We start from the raw sequence: 24,335 nt of genomic DNA on the forward strand, positions 1-24,335 counted from the left end.
TCTCTACACAATATCCATCTTCATTTTACCAGTAGATAATAACACTTCTTCTTCCCCAGCGCAACGCCTTCCGTCTATCAGTCCCCATATAGATATCAATACGTTTTTTATAGCGCTTGTTCATCTTGTCGCGTACACGGTAAATACCCGGAAGCCCTCCAATACGTACCTTTGTACCGTTACGCATACCATATTTTGTCAGAAGATCTCGGGAAACGGCAATGATCTTCATCCCTGGACGCAAACGGTTATTCCATGCAGCAAGAAAGGGTGTACTGTCTGTCTGGCCCCGGTGTGAAGTATATGCTGTTGCCGTTACCCTCAGTCTTCTTTTTCCAAATCCCCGTATTAGTTTACTTTTTGAAGCTTTCTTTGCCTTGGCAAGAGCCTGTGCCTTTTTTTTCGCCTTCATTTCTGCAATTTTATAAGGAAGAGGCAAACGCAATACCGTATCTGTTTTGATTTGACTTGTTGTTTTTATATTGTTGAACTTTGCCAACTCTTTTGGATCCAGATCAAACTTTTTTGCAATACCCAGAAGCGTATCACCTTTTTCGACCCTGTAAGAAGCTGTTATAATGGCATTGCGTTTTTTCTCTGATATAGGAAGCGTAAGCTTTTGTCCAATACGTAACTGATCTTTCTTCTGCAGCCCATTCTGTTCCATAATATCTTTGATCTTCATATTGAACATCAAAGCAATATTGCTTAAAGTATCACCTTTTTGTACCTTATAGATACTCTTTTCTACAACAACGGATGGAACCGGTATTGGTACTTTCTTCGTTTTATTCATATCCGAAATTTGTGCAACTGTCCGGTTCTCTTCTTGTACGGAAGTAGTCTCTTCTGGCAATTTCTTTTTATGTTTCAGTGTTTTAAAATATGCTTTATCTTCTGTTCCCTTAAAACGCAAAGACTCCTCTACTTTTACATATCTTTCTATCATCTCTGCAATAGAGATCACTTTGATATGCTGTTTCTCAGGTAGGGGAAGTACCCGATCTACGATCAGTTTTTTACGGTTTACTCCATAATTGATCTCTTTGGCTTTTAGCAATCGTTTTGTATAAGGGTTGCATTCTGTTATCTCCCCTACAATCACTCTACAGTCTACAACTTCCGCTTTTGCCAGCCCCAAGAGCAAAACAGAAAGTAAAGTGATCTTTGCAAACCTTTTCATGATCTCTTGTCAAACTTACAGAAAGTTCAACATCTCCCCTTTAATAGCATCTTTCTCCACAACAACGGTATGTACAATCGGTTTATGAAAAAGAGCATGGATCATTGGCGGAACAGAAACATTTGTATTCTCAGTTACCCACTGAAGCGCTTCAATATCTCCATCTACAGGATGTCCAAGCGATTTGGCTACTGTTGGAGAGAACTTCGTCCACTCTGCTGTTGAGTATATCACAGTCGGGAGTGCTTTTTCACGCAATGTTTCATAAGCTTTCATACAGGTTGCCGTATGCGGATCCATAATATACCCTTTTTGGGCATATTTGGCAATTTCCTTCTCACACTCTGTATCATCCGAATAACTTGCCGCAAAGTCCTCTTGCAACTTTGCCAGTTCTTCTGCTGCCAGCTTGAATCTCCCTTCCGAAGCAAGATTCTCCATAAGTTCCCTGGTACGTGCTGCACCGAATTTGTCAAACATGATACGCTCAATATTCGAACTCTTCAAAATATCCATCGCAGGAGATTCGGTCAGAACCAATTCTCTGTCATTAAGATCATATTCACCTTTATTGATCCAATCTGTCAATATATTATTGACATTGGAGCTGATAAGTATCTTTTCTATAGGAAGTCCTGCTTTCTTTGCATAGTAGCCACCCAGTGCATTTCCAAAATTTCCGCTTGGGACCACAAGATATATCTTCTCTCCCATACTGATCTTTCCACTACGCATCATCTCAAGATAGCTGTGGATATGGTAGATAACCTGAAAAATAATACGCCCGAAATTCACAGAGTTCGCCGCTGAAAGCTTAATATTACGTGTCTGAAGCTCTGCTTTGAAGTCTTCTGATGCCAACAGCTCCTTAAGTGTTTGCTGTGTGTCGTCAAAATTTCCCTTGACACCTATCACTTTGAGGTTCGGTGCATCTTCTGTTACCATTTGCAGGCGCTGTACATCTGACGTTCCACCATCCGGATAAAGACAGGCCACTTTGACATTATCCTGATTTTTAAATGTCTCCAGCGTTGCCGGACCGGTATCCCCGCTTGTCGCTGCCATAATAAGATAGTTCTCATCTCTTTTTTGTGCCAGTTTGGCAAGAATATAGCCAAAAGGCTGCAAGGCCATATCTTTAAATGCACGTGTAGGACCGTGATAGAGTTCTGCTACACAGCAGTCCTCTTCGATCTCTGAGAGCGGTACCGGATTTTTCGGATCATCAAACCCGTCATATCTGTCCAGAGCTGCCTGCAGAACATCCTCTTCGATATCTATACCGAAGGTGGTCAAAAAGTCCAACGCCAATGTTTTATAGTGACTGTTTAAATGTTTTTCCAAAAAAGCCGTATCGATCGTAGGCAGCTGCACTGGAACATATAGCCCGCCAAAACTTGCGCTTGGGCTGAGTATCGCTTCTGAAAATGTGACTGATGAAGGCTTTATCCCATCATTTCCGCGTGTCTCAATAAATTGCATTTATCATCCTGTTATCTATTATATTTCTTAAAATTATATCTAAAAAAACTGATGCTACTGTTTTTACAGCGTAATAAGGCCGAAGGGTCTCTTCCTTTTAAAAGGGTTTGTTTCCTGTAGCAATTACTATTCTTTTACCATACATAATAATACCATCTCCTTCATCTTTATCTTCTTCTCGGACTGTCATCAGATCAATTCACTGCTTCTCTACAAATCCGGCATCATGAATGGGAAGGGTTCTTTATCCCTTTTTCTTTCAAAAAATCTAAAAACTGCTTTTCATCCATAGGTTCTGCAAAGTAGAAACCTTGAGCGAAGTCACACTTGTTTTCCCGTAAAAACTGTTCCTGTGCCGCGTTCTCTATTCCCTCTGCAACCACTTTGTAACCCAAGCTTTTTGAAAGAGCAATGATCGCTTTGGAGACTTCTGCATCATGCGTATTCTCAGGAAGCTCCACGATAAAGGACTTATCGATCTTTACCGTATCCAGAGGCAGCTGTTTCATATAGCTCATAGATGAGTAACCCGTTCCAAAATCATCAATGGAAATCTGACATCCTAAAGTACGGAGATCTTCAAGGATTGTCAGATTTGTTGTAGAGTACTCCATAATAAAACGCTCGGTGATCTCTATCTCAATTGCACTTGCCTCAACCCCTGTCCGAACCAGAATGTCTTTCAGTTTTTCTAAAAAATACTCTTCCCTGAATTGTACGGCAGAAATATTGATGGCAACCCTTTCAAGCAGAAACCCTTCATCTCTCCATTTCTTATAGGCTTTACATGCCTCTTCAAAAACGAAATATCCTATCTTGACGATTACACCTGTCTCTTCGGCAATAGCGATAAAATCATCAGGTGATACCTTTCCAAGGATCCCACTATCCCATCGGAGCAGTGCTTCTACTCCCTTAACCTCACCTGTCTCAAGCAGATACTGGGGCTGATACTCAACATGAAGTTCTTTCCGTTCCAAAGCATGCAGCAGTTCCTGTTCAAGGTTAAGTCGTGTCTGTACATCCAAAGAGAGCTGTTTAGTATAGAACTGGTAATTGTCTTTTCCTTTCTCTTTGGCTGCATACATCGCAGAATCAGCATACTTGACGATCTCATATTTATCCATTCCGTCATCCGGAAAGAGTGCAATCCCTATACTCGCAGTCGTATTGAGATAGTAATCATAGACATGTACAGGTTCACGAATAACAGAAAGTAGTTTACCGGCCATTTCTTCTACTTCTTTTTTCCCATCCTCCAGTATACATGTTACTACGAACTCATCCCCACCCATACGGGCAAAAAGTACATTCTTATCAAAAATCTTCTGCATGCGCCCGGCTAGTTCGACAAGCATTCCGTCTCCAACAGAGTGTCCGAGAGTATCATTGATCACTTTAAACCGGTCAAGGTCTATAAAGAGAATTGCCACCTGCTGATCAGAGGTTCTTGCCACATTCAGAATATCTACAATGCGTAGATCAAAATAGGCACGGTTTGGCAGACCGGTCAGAGAGTCATGGTAGGCTAAATACTCCGCTTTCTCTTGTGTAGCAATGATATCCTTCAGGTTGGTATAGATCGCGATAAAGTTCTCTATCTCCCCTTTTTCATCTCGAACTACCGTAAGTGTCAGCCAGACAGGAATAATTGTACCGTCTTTGGCCTGGTTATGCAGCTTACCGGACCAACGGTTTTGTCTTAAAAGCTGATCCCACATCTGCCGATAAAAATAGATATCCTCTTTAAGTGTTCTGATAATCATCGGCTCTTTTCCTATCAGCTCCTCTTCGGTGTAACCAAATATTTTGACAAATGCCGGATTGGCCGAAAGTATATGTTTCTCCTTATCAGTCACCAGGATCCCGTCACCTATCATCTCATAAACAGCAGCAGCCTGTTTCAGACGCTGCTGCTGTTCTTTATACTCTGTAATATCCAGTTTGACTGCCAGATACTGTACCAGTTCACCATTGATATATATAGGGATGATCGATGCTTTTTCATACAGTATACTCCCGTTTTTACGCCGATTAATCAACTCTCCCTGCCATATTTCACCTCGATTGAGCGTCTCATTCAACTCTTTATAGAAGGCACTACTCAACAAACCTGACTTCAAAATACTCGGGTTTTTGCCAAGTACTTCTTCTTTGGTATATCCTGAACGCAGCTCAAAAGCTTCATTGACATATTGTATCTCTCTTTGGATATTAGTCATCACTATAGCATTGTCACTCTTTTCTATCGCATACTGAAAAGCTTGAAGTTCCCGTGTATTTTTACGCATACGTCTGTAGTTGAGAACCAGAAGTATAAGAATGATAAAGGCAAAGATAAAAAAAGAAAAGGCTATTATTGTCTGCCAATTACGATCTTTATTATACTGTCCGGTGAGACCTTCAAACAATTGTTCCAGTGAATCCAAAAGAGGAATTTGGTTTATTTTTTGCTGAACCTCTTTGACATGATCAACATTCAGAAGAAATTGTCTGCTGTGTTGAAGGAAATATATAAGAAGTTTCTCTTTATCACTGTTGGTGGACAACTTATCCAGTTCTTTGGAAAGACGTGCTTTATCATAGGGAATATCCATCAGTATTTGACTGATAGAGAAAAAAATATTATCAACCAACATCTTTTTATCCGGATCATCCATTAATCTTTTTTCCAATGTTTTACGCAAGTCATAAAGAAAATGGATCGAGTTGGTCACTCTTGCATTCAATGCTTTAAAATCTTCAAAATAAAGTTTTTTTAGAGTATACTCTTTTTCAATTTTTTTTATCTGACGATAGATATCCGGTCCAAATTTCTTAATAATATTTGGTCTATTCAGAAATGCCAGTGCCTCTTCAAACCTCTTTTCAAGCTGAGTGATCTCATCATAGGCAATATAGCGATAGGTTTTAGATAAATAGTTTTCAAACTGATAATCCAACACTCTCATCATCTCGACTTTCTCATGGTATCTATCATAGTTCCTGATATCTTTATCGATCTTGACAAGATAGAGTAGAAGTACCAAAAGTACTAGGAAAAAGAGACTTAACAGCAGAGTGAATCTGTCAGTACGCTGTTGCCAGGGATCGAAAGAGGACCTCATGGCACCCTGCCTATATCTGAAGGTAATTCACCTGTCAAAGTTTTAAGAAATACTACGATCGCATCGATCTCCTCTTCTTCCATATACCTTCCCAGCTGATACTGCGTCATAAATACCACTGCTTCCCTGAGAGTTTTAAAACGGCCGTCGTGCATATAGGGTGCAGTAAGCGCCACATTACGTAAAGATGGTACTCTGAAAACAAACTTGTCTTCCTCACGCTTTGTAATATTGTAGCGTCCCATCTCTGTACTGTTCGTATCTTTGTAAATACCAAACCTGTTATAAAGGTTGCCTCCTATATTTACCCCGTTATGGCAAATAATGCACCCTTTGTATTTAAAAAGAAGATATCCCTCTTTAGCCTGTTCTGAAATAGCATTTTCATCCCCTTTAAGATAGCGGTCAAACGGTGAGTTGGGCGTAATAAGCCTTTTCTCATACTCTGCAATGCTATCAGCGATATTCTCTTTGCTCACTCCCTCTTCATAAATACTTTTGAACAGTTTTTTATATATAGGATGATATTTGAGTTTTTCAACCAGTTCTTCAAAATTGTGACCCATTTCAACAGGGTTCTCAATAGGACCTGTCACCTGTTCTTTCAGATCCTTTGCACGTCCGTCCCAAAACTGTCTGAAATTAAATACTGCATTATATACCGTAGGAGTATTCATACTGCCTTTTGCACCTTTAATACCGAAAGAGAATTGCAATCCGTCATCTCCTCCACTCTGCAGATCATGACAGGTGGCACAGGAAACAGTATTATCTTTTGAAAGGATTGGGTCAAAGAAAAGCCGTTTGCCTAATTCTGCTTTCCTGATATCTACTTTTATCTCAGTTGGAATAGGTTTGATAACACTGGCGTGCAACGTTATTACGATACCTGCTATATATAAAGTAAACCATCTCATTTTATAAGATACACTAAAGTTCAATACAGGTTCCCACCCCCGAACTTGTCAGTATCTCAAGCAGTAAAGAGTGTTCTACACGCCCATCGATAATGTGTGCTTTCTTCACGCCGCCACGCAACGCTTCGATACATGCATCAACTTTGGGCACCATTCCGCCACTTATTGTACCATCGGCCTTAAGTGCTTGGGTTTTGGCAATATCAAGATTCGTAATAAGACGCATTTCTTTATCAAGTACCCCGGCTGTATCGGTAAGGAAAAGTACTTTTCTCGCCTCTAATGCAACAGCGATCTGGCTTGCTGCCAGATCGGCATTAATATTGAACCCGGGATGTCCTACACTGCTGCTCGAAGCGATCGGTGCGATAACAGGAACAAACCCGTCATCAATAATATTCTCGACGATCTCCGGATTAACCTGTTCTATCACACCTGTATAGCCAAAACTGTCAAAATCTTTAGGACGGGCTTCAAGGAATTTTGCATCTTTTCCGGAAATCCCTATTGCTTTTCCGCCATGATTGTTAAGCAGAGAAACGATCTCTTTATTGATCTCACCGCTTAGTACCATCTCTGCAATACGCATCACCTCTTTTGTCGTTACACGCTGTCCGTCAACAAACTCTGTCTCTACCCCCAGGTCGGCAAGCAAACTGGTAATACTCTTGCCTCCTCCATGCACGATGATCGGTTTCATCCCTACAAGATGCAGAAGTACGATATCCTGTGCAAACTGTTCTTTGAGCTCCGGAGAGGTCTGTGCCGATCCTCCGTATTTGATGACGATTTTCTCATTGGAGAACTTTTTGATAAACGGTAGTGCGTCCAGCAGCGTTTTGACTACATCAATCTTACTCTTCATCCAGTTTTTCCTTATTTATATTTTTTAATATATTCACTAATCTTCATGATGATTTCTTTTTTAATCTCTAATTTTAACCTCATTTGGGAGACAGGCAACTTAAAATCTTCCATTTTAACAGCATCTTTCTCAGTCACAAGCAGAGACTCCGCACCTACTTCCATCATCTTCTCTTCAAGAGAAGAGACGTCAAAATAGGCATGATCTTCCAAACAGAACCTGCCAACAACACCTTCGGGCAAATAAGATTCCAATCGTTTAGGATTAGCTATAGCCGTTGCCAAAAGCATTTTTTGAGCAGGATGATCGATGGTTACCACTCTTTTAAAATCTATTCCCTCTTTCAGTAACAGATCTGCATATCGTTTGGTAAACCGAAATTCACGAAAAGGACCGGCAGGAAACGGAAAAGTGTTGGGCACATATTCCGGTTCAAGCAGTACCTCAAACTTTTCAATAGCTACACGGTTGAACCCATCATCCAGAATAATCAGCGATGCTCCATTTATCTTGGCAAATTCGATCGCACTTTCTCTCTCTTCACTGACAATCACTGAAGCATTCGGGAGGGACTTTGCCATCAGCATCGCCTCATCTCCGCTCTCTTCTACCGAAGCGATTATATTTCCCTTCCTGCTTACTTCGATCAATCCTCTGCTCTTTCTGCCATATCCTCTTGAGATGACCGTTACATTTTCATACCTCGATGCCAAAGCAATAACAAACGGTGTTTTACCGCTTCCTCCGACAATCAGATTGCCTACTGATACGATAGGAATACCAAAATCCTTTTTCCTGGCAGCCAGGCGCCTTGCTAGCATAACTGTTCCATAAAGGAGTGAAAGCGGAAGCAATATGAATATAACCGGATATTGATAGGGTTTTGGATGATAATACATCGATTCAAAAAACTGTTTCATCCAAACCCTTCACTCTTTTTCATCATTATCACTTACAACTGACTGCATCCTAGCTGCACTCTTTTGCACCCAGTTTCAGTATCTCTTCACATGCAAACCCTGCCTTTTTTCGCGCCTGGATATTGATATGTGGACGGTGTTTGCCTAAAAGTCTATAACGGTCAAGTATCTCAAAGTAGATACTCTCATTTTTACCTTCATGTTTACAGAAATACTTGAACCACCTGTCTCCTTTATGGACATGATCGATCTCCTCATGATAGATGATCTTCAGTGCATCAATAAGCTTCGCAACATGGGGATTTTTACGTTTATTCTCCAGTTTTTTCATAATCTGTGGATTCACATCGAGTCCTGAAGCTTCATAGTAACGCGGGATAATGGCCATACGATCAAGAATACTCTCTGCCGTATGCTGCGCTGCATCAAACAGTCCGCAATGTACCGGAAAACTACCATAAAAATATCCAAGATCTTCCAATAAACAATTGAGCATATTATAGTGGCGTATTTCATCGGCTGCAACCTCCAACCAGTCAATTTTATAAGCCTTTGGTGCAGTAGGGAACCGGTAGACTGCATCCAATGCAAGATCAATAGCAGAATACTCAATGTGGGTAATAGCATGTACGAGTGTTGCCAGTCCTTCAGTCGAATTAAACTCTTTTCGTGCAGGTAACTCCCGGGGGGCAACGATGCGACACTTTGAAGCATAGGAAGGTCTTTCAAAGGATTTCGGTATAAAGTCTTCCTCTGCCCTAACCTCATTTTGGTTACAATACTCCAAACATTGAAGCGTCAATCGTTCTTTTACCTCAATATCATCACTGACGATCGCTTCTTCCAATATATTATAAAAATCCATAAGGAATTATATCATGCAAATCAAAATCCAACCTATGGGTCCATACCAGACAAACTGTTACATAGTCACCCTTGACAACAAAGACCTCATCATCGACCCTGGTGTTGATGCAACCGAGTGGGTACTGAACAATGTCACCAATCCTGTTGCCATTCTCAACACCCATGGACACTTCGACCATGTTTGGAGCAATACAGCAGTCAAAGAAGCACTCAACATTCCTATCTTCTGTCCCAAAGATGATATATTCATGCTCACGGACGATCCCCTTGGGCAAGGTACTCCCAAAAGTATACCGGACTATGAAGTGGTCGGTGATGAACTGCTTGATGTTGCCGGTATCAAAGTGCAATATCGTCATTTTCCCGGTCACACTCCCGGCTGTTCAGTCATAGAAATAGATGATGTCTGGTTCAGCGGAGACTTTCTCTTTCAACAAAGTATCGGACGCTGGGACTTTCCGGCATCCAACGGAGAGGATATGATCAAAAGCCTGGAGAAAGCATTGGGCATCAAGGGAGACTATACCATCTATCCGGGTCATGGTTTAAGCACCACGCTCAAAGCTGAACAGCATGTTATCCCCTATTGGATAGAACAGGTAAAACGCACATTATGAATATGAACAGCTATATTCAGTGTAGGCACCATAAGCGATGTATCGAACACAGCAAAAGAGGCCAAAAGCAAGAGAATACTACAATCATAAAGTACTTTACGATTGGCTCGATGAAACTATTTCAGCACTGTCTCTCTACATGCAACTTGCGGAGGAGAGGAATACCTCTCCCTATTCCAACACATGACTCTCTAAGACAAAAGTTGTAAAACTCCCTGAAAATACCAACCTGTCCGATACAAACGCTTTGACCTCCACTTCTCTCTTCTTCCCTTTTTGAGAAATGACAGATGCTGTATACAGTACCGCTGCACCCACTTTTACAGGTGCTATAAATTTTGATGTTGCTGCTCCAAGCACAACATTTGGATCATTAACCGCACACATTGCTGCAAAATCCGCCGCTCCGAAGATGAAACCTCCATGGATCAATCCTTTTTCATCTGCTGCCATTTGATACGTTGTATGCAACAGTACCTCCGCATAATTATTTGCAAGTTTTGTGACTTTCCCACATAGAGAACTGTTTATATTCAGATGAGTATTGAGTTGCATAACACTCCCTCTTTTTAGGAAATTATAGCAGATAATAGAAAAAATATTGAAAAAAAGAAGGTTTACGTGGTGCGTTAGAAACGCACCCTGCCAAATTTAATAGGAGAATTTATAACCACGACGACGGACAGTGTGAATCACCTGGAAACCAAGAATACTTTTAAGACGTTTTCGGATCTGGTTGATTGCAACCTCAACCGTATTGTCACTGACATACTCCGGTTCTTCCCAGAGTGCATTGATGATCTCATCTTTACTGAACACACGTTGTTTTCTCAGTGCAAGGTAAGCCAGAATGTCAAATGTCTTGCCGTTAAGTGAGACGATCTTCTCATCAAACTCAATCTTCTTGTTGGCAATATCAATGACAAGTTTGTCAATGTTCACCTGTGTTCCGAAGAGGTGACGCATATTCGCAAGTACACGTGCAGCAATCAGGTCAGGATGTTCAATATGATGAGTGATCACATCATCGATCCCCAAGTCAAAAAAGTCTTTTTGGTTCCGTACATTGGAGGTAAGAATGATAATCTTAGTCTCACTCTTCTTTTTTTTGACTTCGTTAACATAACGCTCCAATGAGAACTTGATCCCCTCATCTACAATAACCACCAATTCATAGTGTCTGAAATCTGTAAAGTTTGTTGCATCATACATGTCTTTTGCATTGTCAACAATACAGATAAAATATTTATCCAGCTCTTTTTCAAGCTCTTTTACATATTCGTCGTCAAAACCTACTGTAAGTATTCTCATTTATCTCTGCTGTCCTGCTACTTTCAAAAAAACTGTAAAACTTAAAGTTTTTCATGTTTTTATATTTTATTAGCGTATTTATATCAGAATCTACCTTATTTAAAAATAAAAGTAACTTTCAGGTTGTTTAGATATTTTATTAGGATTTGAACATTTAACCTGAATTATGCATATTGGCAAAGAAACAATTTCACGGGATATTTCAGACTAAACTCTGTCAGCTGTGCTGTTAACACCAGGCTTGTCTCAGCAGCAAACACACGAAAGAAGTATTTTTTAGGGTACTCACACAAATAGCTGCCTTATTTTTTGAATGCTTTAATATAGACCCGTTTTGGTGCGGGGTACCCCTCCACTGTTTTATTGGGGTTGTCTGGATCAAGGAAATCTTCAAGACTTTGGGTATTGATCCAATCTGTTTTTCTCTGTTCATTCAAGTCGGTCTTTTTGGTTTCCAGTACCTCTACCTTTTCAAAGCCGGCCCTGTAACACCAGTTCTTCAGAGCTTTCACTGTCGGTACAAAATAGATATTGGGGATCTTCGAATAACGTTCCCTCGGTGTCAGACAGATATCTTCCTCTCCATCTATCATAAAAGTATCAAGGATCAATTCACCTCCTTTATTCAAGCCCTTAAAGAGCGACTTCAACATACCAACGGGGTCACTGCGATGATAGAGTACTCCAAGGCAGAAAAGCACATCAAACTTGTGTTCATAGAGTTCTACATGTTCCACCCCCAAAAGTTCATAGACAATATCAGATTTAATAAAGTGGTCGATAAACTGAAACTGCGAGTAGTAGATAGCTGAAGGGTCAAACCCTACCAGTTTTTTAGGTTGATGTGTCAGCATACGGAAAAGATAGTAGCCATTATTACACCCTATATCCCCTACAATTTTATCTTTGAGATCGAAATAAGGTTCCAATAGATTGTATTTAATCTGGCTTTGCCACTCCGAATCAATAAAAAGATCATTGATCTGAAAAGGACCTTTTCTCCACGGCAGCATCAACCGTGCCGTCTCTTCTATTTGAGAGGCATCTTCTGTACTCAAATTATCTATATTGATGGTTACACGGTCACCAAATGAAGCAGTGACATACTCAAACTCAGGAAGTGAAGCAATAGCTTCCTGATAGGGGCGTATGTTTTTCCAGGTTAACCATTTTTTACGCTCTTCTCTTATACTATTCAGATCCAATGGAGTCCTTTTATTGTGTGTTGGGAATATAACTGCAGACTGTATTAAATACATAAGCTTGTTCCCGCACTAAACACGGGAACAGGAAAACAATAAAAAGCAAAGTTTACTTTTTAATATACGCTTTTTTGATCTTCTGGTCAAACATAGGTCTGTCACTTCTGTCAGTAGTAACATTTTCAATCTTTCTGACCACATCCTGCCCTTTGACTACTTTGCCAAAGATCGTATAGCCACCGTTCAAATGCGGTGTAGGAACCGTTGTAATGAAAAACTGGCTTCCGTTGGTATTTGGGCCTCTGTTTGCCATAGCAAGCAGAAAGGGCCTGTCGAAAACAAGATTGGGAGCATACTCATTCTTAAACTCTTTCCCCCAAATCGACTCACCGCCTCTTCCTGTACCGGTCGGATCACCTCCCTGTATCATGAAGCCTTTGATAACTCTGTGAAAGATCACTCCATCGTAGTATCCGTTCTTCACATGTGTCACAAAATTCTCTACAGCAAGCGGTGCTGCCTTGGGAAACATTTGAAGCTCTATTTTCCCTACATTGGTCTCAAGTACGACAACCGGTACTTTATTTTCGACAGCATGAAGCGTACCGACTTCCAACGCTATCATCAATAATCCTATTAAAAATTTTTTAATCATCTCTCTTTTCCCTCTTTTTACTGTATGACATCATTGGCACATTTATCGATTTTTAACACTTTAAGCAGTAATTCAAAAAAGGCACCACTATCTCTTTGTGCCTCATCGGTAAACTCAATATAAAAAGCCTCATGCCCTGCTTTATCCGTTTCGGCATTATTAAAAACCAATGGTTGCAGTTTTGTCTGTCTACAGACAGCTTCAATAGCTTCGTCGATCTCCTGCTTCAGATCCACTCTCTTTCCATCAAATACCAGACTCATTCCGGCATAGCACTCTTCCATTTTTACATTTGCAACGATCTCTTCACATCTATCCACTATTTTACCTTTTTATAGAAAATTGATACTGTTTGCAACATTATACTCACTCTTTGATTATAACGCTATTTTGATTGATTTGGCAATACTCACTGCACGTATTTCCCTGATGACACTGACTTTGATCTCCCGGTGTACTGCACCTTCTACTTCATCTATTGGATGCACAGGAGCAAAGCCACTGTTGCTGCACTAATGCTGTGTTCGCTTCATCAGCGGGTATCCAAAGGAAGAGCCCTTGGGGGCGCTACTCCCTCAACTTGTTGCTCTTTACCTGGCAATACTTGCTGCACGTGTTTCCCTGATGACACTGACTTTGATCTCCCCGGGGTACTGCACCTTCTCTTCTATCTCTTTTGCAATCTCTTTGCTTAGCAGAACTGTTTCGTTGTCATTCACTTTCTGTGCATTGACAAAGACACGTATCTCACGTCCGGCATTGATCGCATAGGCCTTTTGGACATTTGGTTTGGATGTGGCAATCTCCTCTATCTCTTTGACCCGTTTGGTAAAACTTTCAAGTACCTCTCTTCTTGCCCCCGGCCTGGCAGCGGAAAGCGTATCGGCCGCACAAACTGCCGCACTTTCGACAGAGTCTGGTTCTTTATGTCCATGATGCGCATAAATAGCATTGACAACCGTTGGATGTTCGTTATAGCGTCTGCAAAGCTCTGCACCTATCTCCACATGTGAACCGCCCAGATCCTGTGTCAACGCTTTACCGATATCATGCAAAAGTCCTGCCCTCATCGCCAGTTTTTCGTCTCCTCCCATTTCTGCGGCCATTACCCGTGCCAGTTTAGCTACTTCAAGAGTATGAGCCAATGCATTCTGCCCATAACTTGCACGATATTTCAAACGTCCTATCAGTTTGATCAGCTCCTCATGCATCGGAAAGAGTCCCAGGTCTATAAGAATATTCTCGCCCTCCTCATAGGTTTTCTGTTCGAACTCCTTCTCTACCTTTGCATGTACCTCTTCAATACGTCCAGGGTGGATACGTCCATCTTCAACAAGTATTTCGATCACCCGTGTAGCGATGGCACGGCGATAGAGGTTGAAAGAGCTGACCAGTATTACCCCCGGTGTCTCATCGATAATAATATCAACACCAAGCAGCATCTCCAGTGCTTTTATATTGCGGCCCTCTTTCCCGATGATACGCCCTTTGTGTTCATCACTTGGGAGATTGACCAGATTGATAAGCCGTTCTCCTGCGAACTCTCCCGCATATCGGGTTGTTGCCTGTGCAAGAATATAATTGGCTTTCTTTTCAGCCTCTTCTTTGGCTATTTTCTCATATTTTCGTACAATAGCAGCTACTTCTGAACGACTCTGCTCCTCTACCTTTTCAAGAATAAAAGCTTTTGCTTCTTCTCTTGTCAACGATGCAACATGCTGCAGTTTTTCCACTGCCTCGGATATCTGTTCATTTTTTTGGATTTCAAGTGCTTCAAGCTGTTCCTCTCTCTCAAGCAGACGATGCTGCATCGAAGCAAGCTTTTCCTCTTCATTTTCCAACTCTTTACGCTGCAGTATCAAAGCGCGGTTGCGTTCATCAACCTCTGCCATACGCTTTTGAAACTCAGCTTCCTGTTCCAGGGCCTTGGCCTTGAGTTTCACCTCAGTTTCCTGCAGCAGAAGCTCCGCCTCATTGCTAATGGCTTTAGCCTTGGCTTTGGCTTCATACTCCAAATGGGCAAAACGTTTCTCCGCACTGCTTTTAAGCCACAGGTAACTGATACCTGTACCCACCACAACTCCGGCTACACCGGAGAGTGTCATTACTCCTATCATTTCTTATCCTTTGCAGTAACAAAGAAAAAGTCTCAAAAATATATGTATCCAGAATAATACAGTTGTGTAACTCTGTATTCTGCAGTTGCTTTCTTTACAAGCGTTTGAAAAAACCTGATCAATCCGCTGCTTCTTTATAATTGCCTGAGAAACGATCGTTTAGATTAAGATCAGTAGTTTCTCTTGTACATTCTGGATATTTTCAGGGCACGATAACCAGATCTGCTTTTACATCATAATGATCTGTCACGATCTCTTTGGAAAAACAGAGTTCCCGTGCCACAAATACTACTTTTTTTATATTTTTAATCTCTTTTTCAAAAAATCTGTCGTACATTCCTTTTCCGAATCCTACACGTCTGTATGCAGCATCCATCCCCACTATCGGTACGACCGCTATATCTATCTGTTTTTTTCTATACTGTTTTGATCTTTTCGGTTCTTTAATACCAAAACGCTTTGTTCTCAGCGGGTATCTATATTTTACCAACCTGAAACTTTTACCTTCCATAAACGGCACATAGAGTTTTAGTTTTTCCTGTCTTAAGTGTCTGATAAGAGGATAGATGTTCACCTCATTGGCAAGAGGCAAATAAAGCATTACAGAAGAGGCTTTCTCCTCTTTTATCAGTAGATAGAGTTTTTTTAAAACTTTTTTGTCTTTATGTCGTATACCATGCCTGCTTGCACGTTTCAGACGCTTTAAACATGCCTCTCTGAATACCGACTTTTTGCTTTTTACTGTTTCTTCCATTCTTTTTAGTGCTCTTTAGATATAATTTTTAACTTTTTCTCATGAGATGAGAACATATTATAGCAAAAGGAAACGTGTGAAAACATACTCTAACATTCAGCTTCTTTCTATAGTTTTCACACTTCTTTTCCTGCTTGACGGATGCAAAGAGAAACCCAAAGATGAACTCCCCCATGAACAAAGTATTAAAAACATGCCTGAGACACACTCCAAAAAGATTATAGAAGAGATCAAAGGGGAAAAAGACATAACAGAAGAAAATACTACTGAAAAAAACATAAGCAGGAAAGAGATATCAGCACCCCTCTCTTCCAAGGCCGATAAACTCTTCCATCTTGGTGACCATAACGGGTTCAAACATGCCGTTTCTATAGAGAATGAGAAGCTGCTTTTCAAAGATATTCCGCAGCCTGTTGTCATTCTGAATTTCTTCAGCACCTGGTCTCTTCCCTGTCAGGGAGAGGCTCCATATCTTGCAGATCTTCAAAAAAAATATGAAAAAGAGCTCTTCGTTTTAGGGATACTCCTGCATCCCGATGACCATCTGCAGGAGCTGGAAACATTCATTCAGAAAAATAATGCTTCTTTTTTTATCTCAAGCAGCAGTGAGAACGATGCCTTTGTCAAAGAGATAGCCAAAATGCTTCACTTGCCGGATATACTCCCCATTCCATTGACGATTATTTACAAAGACGGGCACCCTTACCGCTATTATGAAGGGGCTGTTCCCGTCGAGATGATAGAGCACGACATCAAGTCATTATTAAAACAGTAAGGAGATTCTATTATGTTCAACATATTGAAAAAAGTATTTGGAAAAACAGGTGACGCAATTAAAGAGGTGGTCCCTGAGAAGAAAAAAGAGATTACCAAAGATGAATTCGAAGATATCCTGCTTGAAGCAGATGTCAACTATGAACTGGTAGAGCGTCTACTTGAAGCGTTGCCGGAGAAGATTAACCGTATTCAAGCCTTCAACTCCCTTATCTCCGTTTTCCAATATAAAGCAGACTGGAAGGAGAGTGATAACAAACCGTATATAGAAATGATCATCGGCGTAAACGGTGCAGGAAAGACCACTACTATTGCCAAACTTGCATACCGCTATAAAGAGATGGGGCACGATGTTATTCTTGGTGCCGGAGACACTTTTCGCGCTGCTGCAATAGAACAGCTTAGCAGATGGGCAGAAAAACTGAATATACCTATCATTGCTACTCAGCAGGGGCATGACCCTTCCGCTGTCGTGTATGACAGCATAGAATCAGCAAAAGCAAAAGGAATTGACAATGTCATTATTGATACTGCCGGCAGACTCCATACACAAACCAATCTTAGTGAAGAACTGAAAAAAATGATCCGAGTTGCAGGAAAAGCAATGGAAGGAGCACCCCATCGAAAAATGCTTATACTTGACGGTACACAGGGAAGCTCTTCTATCAACCAGGCCAAAGCATTCAATGAAATGGTCGGGGTTGACGGCATTATCATCACAAAGCTTGACGGTACAGCAAAAGGCGGTTCGGTACTCAGTATCGCTGATGAACTGCAAATGCCTATTTTTTATATAGGTACAGGCGAGCAGCCTAAAGACTTGATCAGATTTAAAGCAAATGAATATGTCAATACTATTTTAGATGAAATCTTTATCTAAAACAGTTCAATCTGGGGACTAAAATATCTATATAGAAAATCTCTCTCGATACAGAGTCTCCAGATCTCCTTTTTCTTTATAATCTATCATATTCCCGATCACTATGACAATTTCCCGTTTCTGACTGCTGTCTTCAAGTGCATCTTTCAAAACATTGGCAGCATTTCCTTTAATATATACAGGCAGTATCGGCAATCTGTTCTTCAAAGCAATAATACGTGAACCCTCTTTGAATGCAGAGATCGGTGCGTTAGTTTTATTTCGTGTGCCCTCGGGAAAAATAAAGATAGAATTTCCCTTTTCAACCCCTTTTTTGATGTCAGAAAAAAAACCACTCATCTGGCTCTTTTCCCTATCCAGAAGTATACAACCGGCATTACGTACAAACAAGCCGAAAAAAAATGAGTTGTAAAGCTCTTTTTTTGAAACCCATAATCCAAAAATATCTGTATGTTCCAAAGCAGTCTCTATGATAGGCGGGTCAATAATGGTACGATGATTACTGACAAGCAGATACTGCCCCTGCGCAGGCAGATTCTCTATATTCTCCACCTTTACCTCTATATTCAGTGCATTCAACTGTGCTTTTGAGTACGCAAGTCTTAACCTTTTCTTTTCTCTAGAATCTTTGGTTTGTCTTAATCTGAACCCGAAACTGTTGGTCAGGTAAAGTGCATGGATAAACTGCTTTATTTTATGAAAATTCAATAAACATCCCCATCTGTAAATGTAATTAAAATTATAACTAAAACAATTGAAAGATTAAAATATGACAATATGACATATTTTTGTACCATTTAAAAAATAATGTTTAAAATACAGTAAAAGAGTTAAGGAAAGAGAATGGCGAAGAAAAAGACACTCTTTGAATGCCAGGCATGCGGATTTCAGTCTCCAAGATGGATGGGAAAGTGTACCTCATGTAACCAATGGGAAACAATGGTAGAACTTACTGCCGATCAGATAAAGTTTCTCAAGGAGACGACGTCTACTGCCCAAAACGTATCCTCAAAAGCCAAACCAATTACACAGATCGATGAAGATAATATTGTCCGTTTTCCTTCAGGAAGCAAAGAGCTCGACCTGGTACTTGGCGGAGGTATTGTACCGGGATCCCTCACACTTATTGGTGGCAGTCCGGGTATCGGTAAATCCACACTGCTTCTAAAAATTGCAGGCAACCTGGCCGGGCAGGACAAGAAAATCCTTTATGTTTCCGGAGAAGAGTCTGCAGGGCAGATAAAACTGCGTGCAAACAGACTGCAGGCTAACCATGACAATCTCTATCTTCTTTCAGAGATCAATCTTGGATCCGTTATTGCAGAGATCAATAGACAGACTTATGAATTCATCGTTATTGACTCTATCCAAACCCTCTACTCCGACGAAACACCTTCCGCTCCTGGTTCGGTTACTCAGGTACGTACCATTACTTTCGAATTAATGCGTATCGCCAAAAGCCTGCATATTCCTATCTTCATCATAGGACACATTACCAAAGACGGCTCCATTGCGGGACCAAGAGTCCTTGAACATATGGTTGACACCGTACTTTACTTTGAAGGAGACAGCAACTCTGAACTGCGCCTGCTTCGTGGATTCAAGAACCGTTTTGGCTCAACAAATGAAGTTGGCATCTTTGAAATGAATAAAGAAGGACTCAATGATGCTAAAAGCATGGCAGGTCGTTTCTTTAACAAAGACAAACTTCAGTCAGGCTCTGCTCTCACTGTTATCATGGAAGGAAGCCGTCCTATTATTATCGAAGTCCAGGCCCTTGTCAGTGAAGCTTACGGACACCCTAAACGAAGCTCTACCGGCTTTGATAATAACAGGCTTAATATGCTTTTGGCTCTGCTTGAAAAGAAGCTGGACCTGCCCCTGGGGACCTATGATGTATTCATCAATATCTCAGGAGGTATCAAGATCAACGAGCCTTCTGCTGATCTTGCCATCATTGCTGCTATTCTCAGCAGCTACAGAGACAGAGAACTCAGTTCGGAAACACTCTTCCTCGGAGAAGTCTCCCTTACCGGTGAAATCCGTGAAATCCCAGGCCTTACCCAACGTCTCAAAGAGATTGAGACCCAAGGCTTTAAAAAGGCTCTCATCCCCAACAAACCCATAGAGCATACTGATGTCAAGTGTTTTGTTACTGATGAAGTTTCAAAAGTAGTTGACTGGATGTAATATCTATTAAACCAAGATCGCCTGCATCTGGTTTTAGAATTCAGTGCAGGAGCAGTTGAACATTCCAATCAGACTGATAAGTATGCCCATTAAAATATACATAATATAGCTGTAAGGCATATACGTTAAAAAAAAGGCTAACCACTTCATATTCACCCCTTAACTCTTTTTTCGCTACACTATTGCCATGAAAATCGGAACAGACATTATTCAGATCAACCGTATCGAGAAGTCTCTCAAACGGTATGGTAACAAATTCAAACAACGTTTTCTCTCTACAAGCGAGATCGATATTGCACACCGGATTGAGACAATTGCAGGATTTTGGGCAGCAAAAGAAGCAATTGCAAAAGCTTTAGGATGCGGAATTGGAAAAGATCTCTCTTTTCATGATATAGTGATCGCCAAAGACAACAAGGGTGCTCCCTGTTTCAATCTTACAAAAGAGGCACAGAAGTTACACAGAATCAAAGCGTCATCTCTCTCAATCAGCCATGACGGCGGTTTTGCCATTGCTGTCGTTGTCATTGAGCAATAAATATTGTATTTCTTGCAAGATTATATTACAATGGTGCTCTAAATCCAAAATCTCGAAATAGGATTCTTTGAATTTGTTTCATACTCGTGTTTGTGGGGGGGGTGCATCAAATATGAGTCTCACCCGTAGGTTCGACGATGATTTTATGCAAAGTCCATGAATACGATGATGATGTAAAGTCATGAATTTCTATTTCGAGATTTGGGTAAATAATTCGATCAAAGGAAATAGTGATGAAACTTTGGCTCTCTTCCTCCCTGCTTACGCTGCTTCTTTCCGGGTGCATTTCACAACAGCCTATCTACCGTCCGGTTCCGGTAAAACTAAAACCTGAACCTGAACCTGCACCTGTAGTCATACAGGCGAAGCCTAAAAAAACACACCAGTTCAAAGAGGTTCAGGATAACAACTTCTCTCCGGAGTATATGTATCCAAAGGTCCCTAAAAATCAGCCAAAAACCCAAAAAGAAGAGTCTGTCAGCACAGTGTCAGCATCTATGAGCAGAGAGGATTGCATTGCTATGATCGGGCAGCAGAAGTTTGACAAATACACACAGATGCTGGGAGGTGAGTCAGCTGCAGTCAAACGCTGTATACTGTTAAAGTCAATGAAGTAGCTACTATCCTTTTTTAAGATGGATCATTTTGAAACGATCCCCCATCATGGTTGGGGCAATAAGCGTCTTTATCTTGTCCGCTTCTCTCATATAGTTTGCCTGTAAAGTCTGTTTGGCAAACTGTTCCAAAATATCAATAATTCCAAAACGAATCAGTGCTCTTGCCTGTGTTTCATATGTCTCTTCGCTAAAACCGGCTGCTTTATAAGCCTCAAGTACATGAGCAAAATTAACATCATACGTAATATCATCTTGTTGAAATGACTCTTCAAGCTTCAGATCTTCATCAAAAAGCGGAAAAGTTTCATGCTCTCTGTAAACCCTGATGGAAAAGTCATTACGTACATACTTTTCTCCATAATCAAAGGTTACAAAGTCACACTTTCCAATACCTTCTGCCATTGCCTTGGCAAATGCTTCATACCCTACTGCGATCTCTCCGGTAGTAAGATAATGTTGTTCTGCCCATGCTTTCATCTCCGGAGAAGCTTCTTCCCAACCTATCTTATGATCTTCCACAGTAGCAACTTTTCCGTCTTTGTAGAGATCACACGGAAAAGCATCAAAGATCTCGTTGGCAACTACAAAAGCATACTCTGCTTTTACTTTGGAAATGTCATCAAAATGTGTCACTTCCACATCTTCCCCAAAACGTGATCCTATATATTCCAATTGAGCCTTTTGCACTTCAGGCTGACGCTCAACAATACCGAACTTCAACGTCTCCATCAGTGTCGGATCACAGGTATAGAGCCACTGTATCATATCACACAACAGATACCCCTGGTGGGCACCCACTTCAATGAGCCAGCCATTACGGTCAGCTTTGCCCTCCTTTATCAACTTGTAAAAATGGTTGGCAATGCTTGCACCGAAAAAGGAGCTGGTGCTTACTGCCGTATAGAAATCCCCGCTTTTACCTATTGCCTTGAAGTGTCTGTAGTATCCATGCTCTCCGTAGAGCCATTCGTTCATATAGTCGCTAAAGTACATTTTCCACCCGTATATAGAGTTTGAGCAGCTGTATCTGCTTATCGATCTCATAGATCTTCTGATCAAGTTTGCGTATCTTCAGAGAATTACGCATCACAGCAACATCCAAAGAGGTCTTTTCACCAGCCTGTGCAAGATTTTTAGTCAGATGGTAGAGGCTACTGTATACCTTTTCATCTTTTTTTGCCAGGGCGATCTTTCTCTCAAGGATATTCAAAGAGTTTTGTACCCATGCATACTCTTCATCCACAGTCTCTTTTCTGTCAAGTACCTGTGTCTTTGCACGCAGTTTGGCTACTTTATTCGATTCAATATCTGTAAAACTGTTGATATCCAAAGGCATGGAAATAGTAAAACCGTAATTGTAGTAACGCTCCTTAATACCGCTTCCTCCCCATAAAGGGTTGAGATCACCATCGGTATACTGTCCCTGAAGTGAAATACTGGGCAGATACTTGGCTATAGTCATATTTTCTTGATATTCCAACTCTTCAGCGATCATTGCATCTCTTTTGAGTTCAAGGTTATGTGCCCTATAGCTCTCTTTACTGATCAGTTTTAATTTTGGAAGTTTCAGAGTAGCGGGGTCTTTGTCGCTTAACAGCGAAAAATTCTGTTTGAGCTCCAGCAGATTAAGTTTAAGCTCCAGAAGGGATGCTTCATCCTGACTCTTCTTCAGGATTGCCTGATCAAGAAAACTGCTGTCTAGCAAACCGGCATTGTAACTGTCTCGTTTCTGGTAAATATCAATCTTGTCATTTGCTATCTGAAGTGTAAGCTTCTTTTGCTGAAGTGCATTTTTTCTTAGTTGAAAAAGAATGGAAACGGCATCCCCTATCATCTGGCGACGTTTGAGAATAATATCGGTTCTGTTGGCGGATCTAAACGCATCAGCATACTTAATAGCATAGTAGATACCGCCTGAACGGAAGATCGGCTGATCAATGGAGACAGTATAGCTCCCCGTTTTTATGGTCTGTCCCGGGAACTGGGTAGAGTGGTTCTGACTGTAACGCAGTATCACCGGATTGATCCAGCTCTTTGAAAGTTTGTCGCTCTCAAGTTCATTACGCTCAAGCTCGTACTCAAACATCAATGTCTTGTTGGTTGAAAGAATATCTTTCAGCACATCCCCGAAAAGAGGGATCGCTACAAGACTACAAAGTAGAAATAGCCGCTTCAAAACGCTTGAATCCTTCATCAATTTCATCTTTTCTAATAGTTAGACTCGGAAGAAAACGTACCGTGTTACGCCCTGCTTTAAGAATGACCAGTCCCTCTTTCATACAGTTTTTAATGATATTCCCCTGAATCTCAGCACTTTTTGCACGCAGCCCGCGCATCATCCCAAGCCCCACCTCTTTGTCAAAAAGAGTGTCATATTTGGATGCAGTCTCCTTCAGTTTTTGCTCAAAATAAAGCAGCGTTTCATGCAGTACTCCGTTATCATAAAGCTCAGAAAGAATGTCAAGTACGGCAAGTCCCGCTGCTGTGCTCAAATAATTCCCGCCAAATGTGCTTCCATGGTCTCCGGGAGCAAAAACATCTTTATGTCTGGTCATTACCGCACCAATAGGTACACCTCCGCCAAGTCCTTTGGCCAGAGTAATGATGTCCGGCTCGATCTCATACAGATTCGATGCTAAAAACTCTCCTGTTCTGTACACACCAGTCTGTACCTCATCAACAATAAGTAATACCCCGTTCTCTTTTAAATGAGCAGCAAGTTTCTGTATCTCTTCTTTTTCAAAGGGCTGCACACCCCCTTCACCCTGTACCAGTTCTATGAGTACTGCTACCGTCTCATCATCTATCGCTTTGTAAACATCTTCTATACTCTTTTCATAACTGAACCCGGCAGGATACGGTGAGAAATGCGGCGTATGAAAACTCTCCTGACCAGTCGCTTTCACTGTTGTAATAGTACGTCCATGGAACGAGTGCTCCAATGTAATGACCTTGTAACGTTTGTTCTCAAACTTCGTTTCGCCATATTTACGTGCAATCTTGATAGCTCCTTCATTTGCCTCTGCTCCCGAATTTGCAAAGAATACCCCCATATCATACCCTGAAAGCTCCACAATCTTCTGTGCCAGCTTTGCCTGTGGCTCTATCACCTGCAGATTGGAGATATGAATGATCTTCTTTACCTGCTCACAAATGGCACTCACCAATTTCTCGTTTCCGTGCCCCACAGAATTCACAGCAATACCTGAAGCAAAATCAATATAGTCTCGTCCGCTCTCATCATACAGAGTAGAACCCACACCCTTTACAAAGTTTGTATAGTCACGTGCATAAGTTTGCAGCACATATTTTTTATCTAATTCTTCCAATGTCATATTC

At 41.1% G+C, this 24,335-nt stretch carries 24 protein-coding genes; 6 read left to right on the forward strand and 18 right to left on the reverse strand.

The window, feature by feature from the left end; all coding sequences use genetic code 11:
• Positions 1 to 25 precede the first annotated feature (25 nt).
• The 7 genes from IMZ28_RS07865 to IMZ28_RS07895 all read right to left on the reverse strand — a co-directional run bounded on the left by IMZ28_RS07865 (position 26) and on the right by IMZ28_RS07895 (position 9,339).
• A complete protein-coding gene (locus tag IMZ28_RS07865) occupies positions 26 to 1,183 on the reverse strand; it encodes a 3D domain-containing protein (RefSeq protein ID WP_232087445.1) in 1,158 nt (385 codons plus the stop codon).
• 15 nt (positions 1,184 to 1,198) lie between these two features.
• On the reverse strand, positions 1,199 to 2,665 hold the full coding sequence (gene thrC / locus IMZ28_RS07870) for a threonine synthase (RefSeq protein ID WP_197548036.1): 1,467 nt from the start codon (positions 2,663 to 2,665) through the stop codon (positions 1,199 to 1,201).
• A 224-nt stretch (positions 2,666 to 2,889) separates the two neighbouring features.
• A complete protein-coding gene (locus IMZ28_RS07875) occupies positions 2,890 to 5,772 on the reverse strand; it encodes an EAL domain-containing protein (protein ID WP_197548037.1) in 2,883 nt (960 codons plus the stop codon).
• Positions 5,769 to 6,689, reverse strand: a complete 921-nt coding sequence (locus tag IMZ28_RS07880; protein ID WP_197548038.1) for a cytochrome-c peroxidase — start codon at positions 6,687 to 6,689, stop codon at positions 5,769 to 5,771. The genes IMZ28_RS07875 and IMZ28_RS07880 overlap by 4 nt, the downstream gene beginning before the upstream one ends.
• A 13-nt stretch (positions 6,690 to 6,702) precedes the next feature.
• Positions 6,703 to 7,554: an acetylglutamate kinase gene (argB, locus tag IMZ28_RS07885; RefSeq protein WP_197548039.1), complete on the reverse strand. Its 852-nt coding sequence runs from the start codon at positions 7,552 to 7,554 to the stop codon at positions 6,703 to 6,705.
• Between the two features lie 11 nt (positions 7,555 to 7,565).
• Positions 7,566 to 8,474, reverse strand: a complete 909-nt coding sequence (locus IMZ28_RS07890; RefSeq protein WP_197548040.1) for a tetraacyldisaccharide 4'-kinase — start codon at positions 8,472 to 8,474, stop codon at positions 7,566 to 7,568.
• A gap of 49 nt (positions 8,475 to 8,523) precedes the next feature.
• Complete coding sequence (locus IMZ28_RS07895) at positions 8,524 to 9,339, reverse strand: ferritin-like domain-containing protein (protein WP_197548041.1); 816 nt, start codon at positions 9,337 to 9,339, stop codon at positions 8,524 to 8,526.
• 13 nt (positions 9,340 to 9,352) lie between these two features.
• On the opposite strand from IMZ28_RS07895, the gene IMZ28_RS07900 reads away from it, so the two are divergent.
• Entirely contained in the window at positions 9,353 to 9,958 is a 606-nt protein-coding gene (locus IMZ28_RS07900; RefSeq protein ID WP_197548042.1) for an MBL fold metallo-hydrolase, read from the forward strand.
• 171 nt (positions 9,959 to 10,129) lie between these two features.
• Here IMZ28_RS07900 and IMZ28_RS07905 read toward each other — a convergent pair whose 3' ends face one another.
• The 7 genes from IMZ28_RS07905 to IMZ28_RS07935 form a co-directional block, all read right to left on the reverse strand.
• On the reverse strand, positions 10,130 to 10,513 hold the full coding sequence (locus IMZ28_RS07905) for a hotdog domain-containing protein (RefSeq protein ID WP_197548043.1): 384 nt from the start codon (positions 10,511 to 10,513) through the stop codon (positions 10,130 to 10,132).
• Positions 10,514 to 10,609: 96 nt separating this feature from the next.
• Entirely contained in the window at positions 10,610 to 11,269 is a 660-nt protein-coding gene (locus IMZ28_RS07910; RefSeq protein WP_197548044.1) for a response regulator transcription factor, read from the reverse strand.
• A gap of 302 nt (positions 11,270 to 11,571) precedes the next feature.
• Positions 11,572 to 12,474: a tRNA 5-methoxyuridine(34)/uridine 5-oxyacetic acid(34) synthase CmoB gene (gene cmoB, locus IMZ28_RS07915; RefSeq protein WP_197548045.1), complete on the reverse strand. Its 903-nt coding sequence runs from the start codon at positions 12,472 to 12,474 to the stop codon at positions 11,572 to 11,574.
• Between the two features lie 106 nt (positions 12,475 to 12,580).
• Positions 12,581 to 13,126 carry a peptidylprolyl isomerase gene (locus tag IMZ28_RS07920; RefSeq protein ID WP_197548046.1) on the reverse strand — a complete coding sequence of 182 codons (546 nt, stop codon included), beginning with the start codon at positions 13,124 to 13,126 and terminating at the stop codon, positions 12,581 to 12,583.
• 17 nt (positions 13,127 to 13,143) lie between these two features.
• Positions 13,144 to 13,446 (reverse strand): hypothetical protein, encoded by a 303-nt coding sequence (locus IMZ28_RS07925; RefSeq protein WP_197548047.1) that lies wholly within the window; start codon positions 13,444 to 13,446, stop codon positions 13,144 to 13,146.
• Positions 13,447 to 13,716: 270 nt separating this feature from the next.
• The gene (gene rny / locus IMZ28_RS07930) at positions 13,717 to 15,243 is read right to left on the reverse strand and encodes a ribonuclease Y (RefSeq protein ID WP_197548048.1); all 1,527 of its coding nucleotides are present in this window, start codon (positions 15,241 to 15,243) and stop codon (positions 13,717 to 13,719) included.
• Positions 15,244 to 15,445: 202 nt separating this feature from the next.
• Positions 15,446 to 15,997, reverse strand: a complete 552-nt coding sequence (locus IMZ28_RS07935; protein ID WP_197548049.1) for a 5-formyltetrahydrofolate cyclo-ligase — start codon at positions 15,995 to 15,997, stop codon at positions 15,446 to 15,448.
• Positions 15,998 to 16,073: 76 nt separating this feature from the next.
• Here IMZ28_RS07935 and IMZ28_RS07940 point away from each other — a divergent pair, with 76 nt between their 5' ends.
• Entirely contained in the window at positions 16,074 to 16,772 is a 699-nt protein-coding gene (locus IMZ28_RS07940) for a TlpA family protein disulfide reductase (protein ID WP_197548050.1), read from the forward strand.
• 12 nt (positions 16,773 to 16,784) lie between these two features.
• Positions 16,785 to 17,651: a signal recognition particle-docking protein FtsY gene (gene ftsY, locus IMZ28_RS07945; RefSeq protein ID WP_197548051.1), complete on the forward strand. Its 867-nt coding sequence runs from the start codon at positions 16,785 to 16,787 to the stop codon at positions 17,649 to 17,651.
• Positions 17,652 to 17,678: 27 nt separating this feature from the next.
• Here the strand turns inward: ftsY and IMZ28_RS07950 are convergent, their stop codons facing one another.
• Positions 17,679 to 18,359, reverse strand: a complete 681-nt coding sequence (locus IMZ28_RS07950; protein WP_197548052.1) for a lysophospholipid acyltransferase family protein — start codon at positions 18,357 to 18,359, stop codon at positions 17,679 to 17,681.
• 135 nt (positions 18,360 to 18,494) lie between these two features.
• Between IMZ28_RS07950 and radA the strand changes: the two genes are divergently transcribed.
• The 3 genes from radA to IMZ28_RS07965 all read left to right on the forward strand — a co-directional run bounded on the left by radA (position 18,495) and on the right by IMZ28_RS07965 (position 20,996).
• Positions 18,495 to 19,841: a DNA repair protein RadA gene (gene radA / locus IMZ28_RS07955; RefSeq protein ID WP_197548053.1), complete on the forward strand. Its 1,347-nt coding sequence runs from the start codon at positions 18,495 to 18,497 to the stop codon at positions 19,839 to 19,841.
• 187 nt (positions 19,842 to 20,028) lie between these two features.
• The gene (acpS, locus tag IMZ28_RS07960) at positions 20,029 to 20,379 is read left to right on the forward strand and encodes a holo-ACP synthase (protein ID WP_197548054.1); all 351 of its coding nucleotides are present in this window, start codon (positions 20,029 to 20,031) and stop codon (positions 20,377 to 20,379) included.
• Positions 20,380 to 20,612: 233 nt separating this feature from the next.
• Positions 20,613 to 20,996 carry a hypothetical protein gene (locus IMZ28_RS07965; protein ID WP_197548055.1) on the forward strand — a complete coding sequence of 128 codons (384 nt, stop codon included), beginning with the start codon at positions 20,613 to 20,615 and terminating at the stop codon, positions 20,994 to 20,996.
• Positions 20,997 to 20,999: 3 nt separating this feature from the next.
• On the opposite strand, the gene IMZ28_RS07970 is transcribed toward IMZ28_RS07965, so the two are convergent.
• From IMZ28_RS07970 to IMZ28_RS07980, 3 genes are read right to left on the reverse strand one after another with little or no spacing between them, the layout of a single operon-like run.
• Entirely contained in the window at positions 21,000 to 21,989 is a 990-nt protein-coding gene (locus tag IMZ28_RS07970) for an SAM-dependent methyltransferase (RefSeq protein ID WP_232087446.1), read from the reverse strand.
• The gene (locus IMZ28_RS07975) at positions 21,979 to 23,190 is read right to left on the reverse strand and encodes a TolC family protein (RefSeq protein WP_232087447.1); all 1,212 of its coding nucleotides are present in this window, start codon (positions 23,188 to 23,190) and stop codon (positions 21,979 to 21,981) included. The genes IMZ28_RS07970 and IMZ28_RS07975 overlap by 11 nt, the downstream gene beginning before the upstream one ends.
• The gene (locus IMZ28_RS07980; RefSeq protein ID WP_197548056.1) at positions 23,147 to 24,331 is read right to left on the reverse strand and encodes an aspartate aminotransferase family protein; all 1,185 of its coding nucleotides are present in this window, start codon (positions 24,329 to 24,331) and stop codon (positions 23,147 to 23,149) included. The genes IMZ28_RS07975 and IMZ28_RS07980 overlap by 44 nt, the downstream gene beginning before the upstream one ends.
• Positions 24,332 to 24,335: the final 4 nt, after the last annotated feature.

Origin of the sequence: Sulfurovum indicum (genome assembly GCF_014931715.1) — a bacterium.
In the GTDB taxonomy this organism is placed as follows: domain Bacteria; phylum Campylobacterota; class Campylobacteria; order Campylobacterales; family Sulfurovaceae; genus Sulfurovum; species Sulfurovum indicum.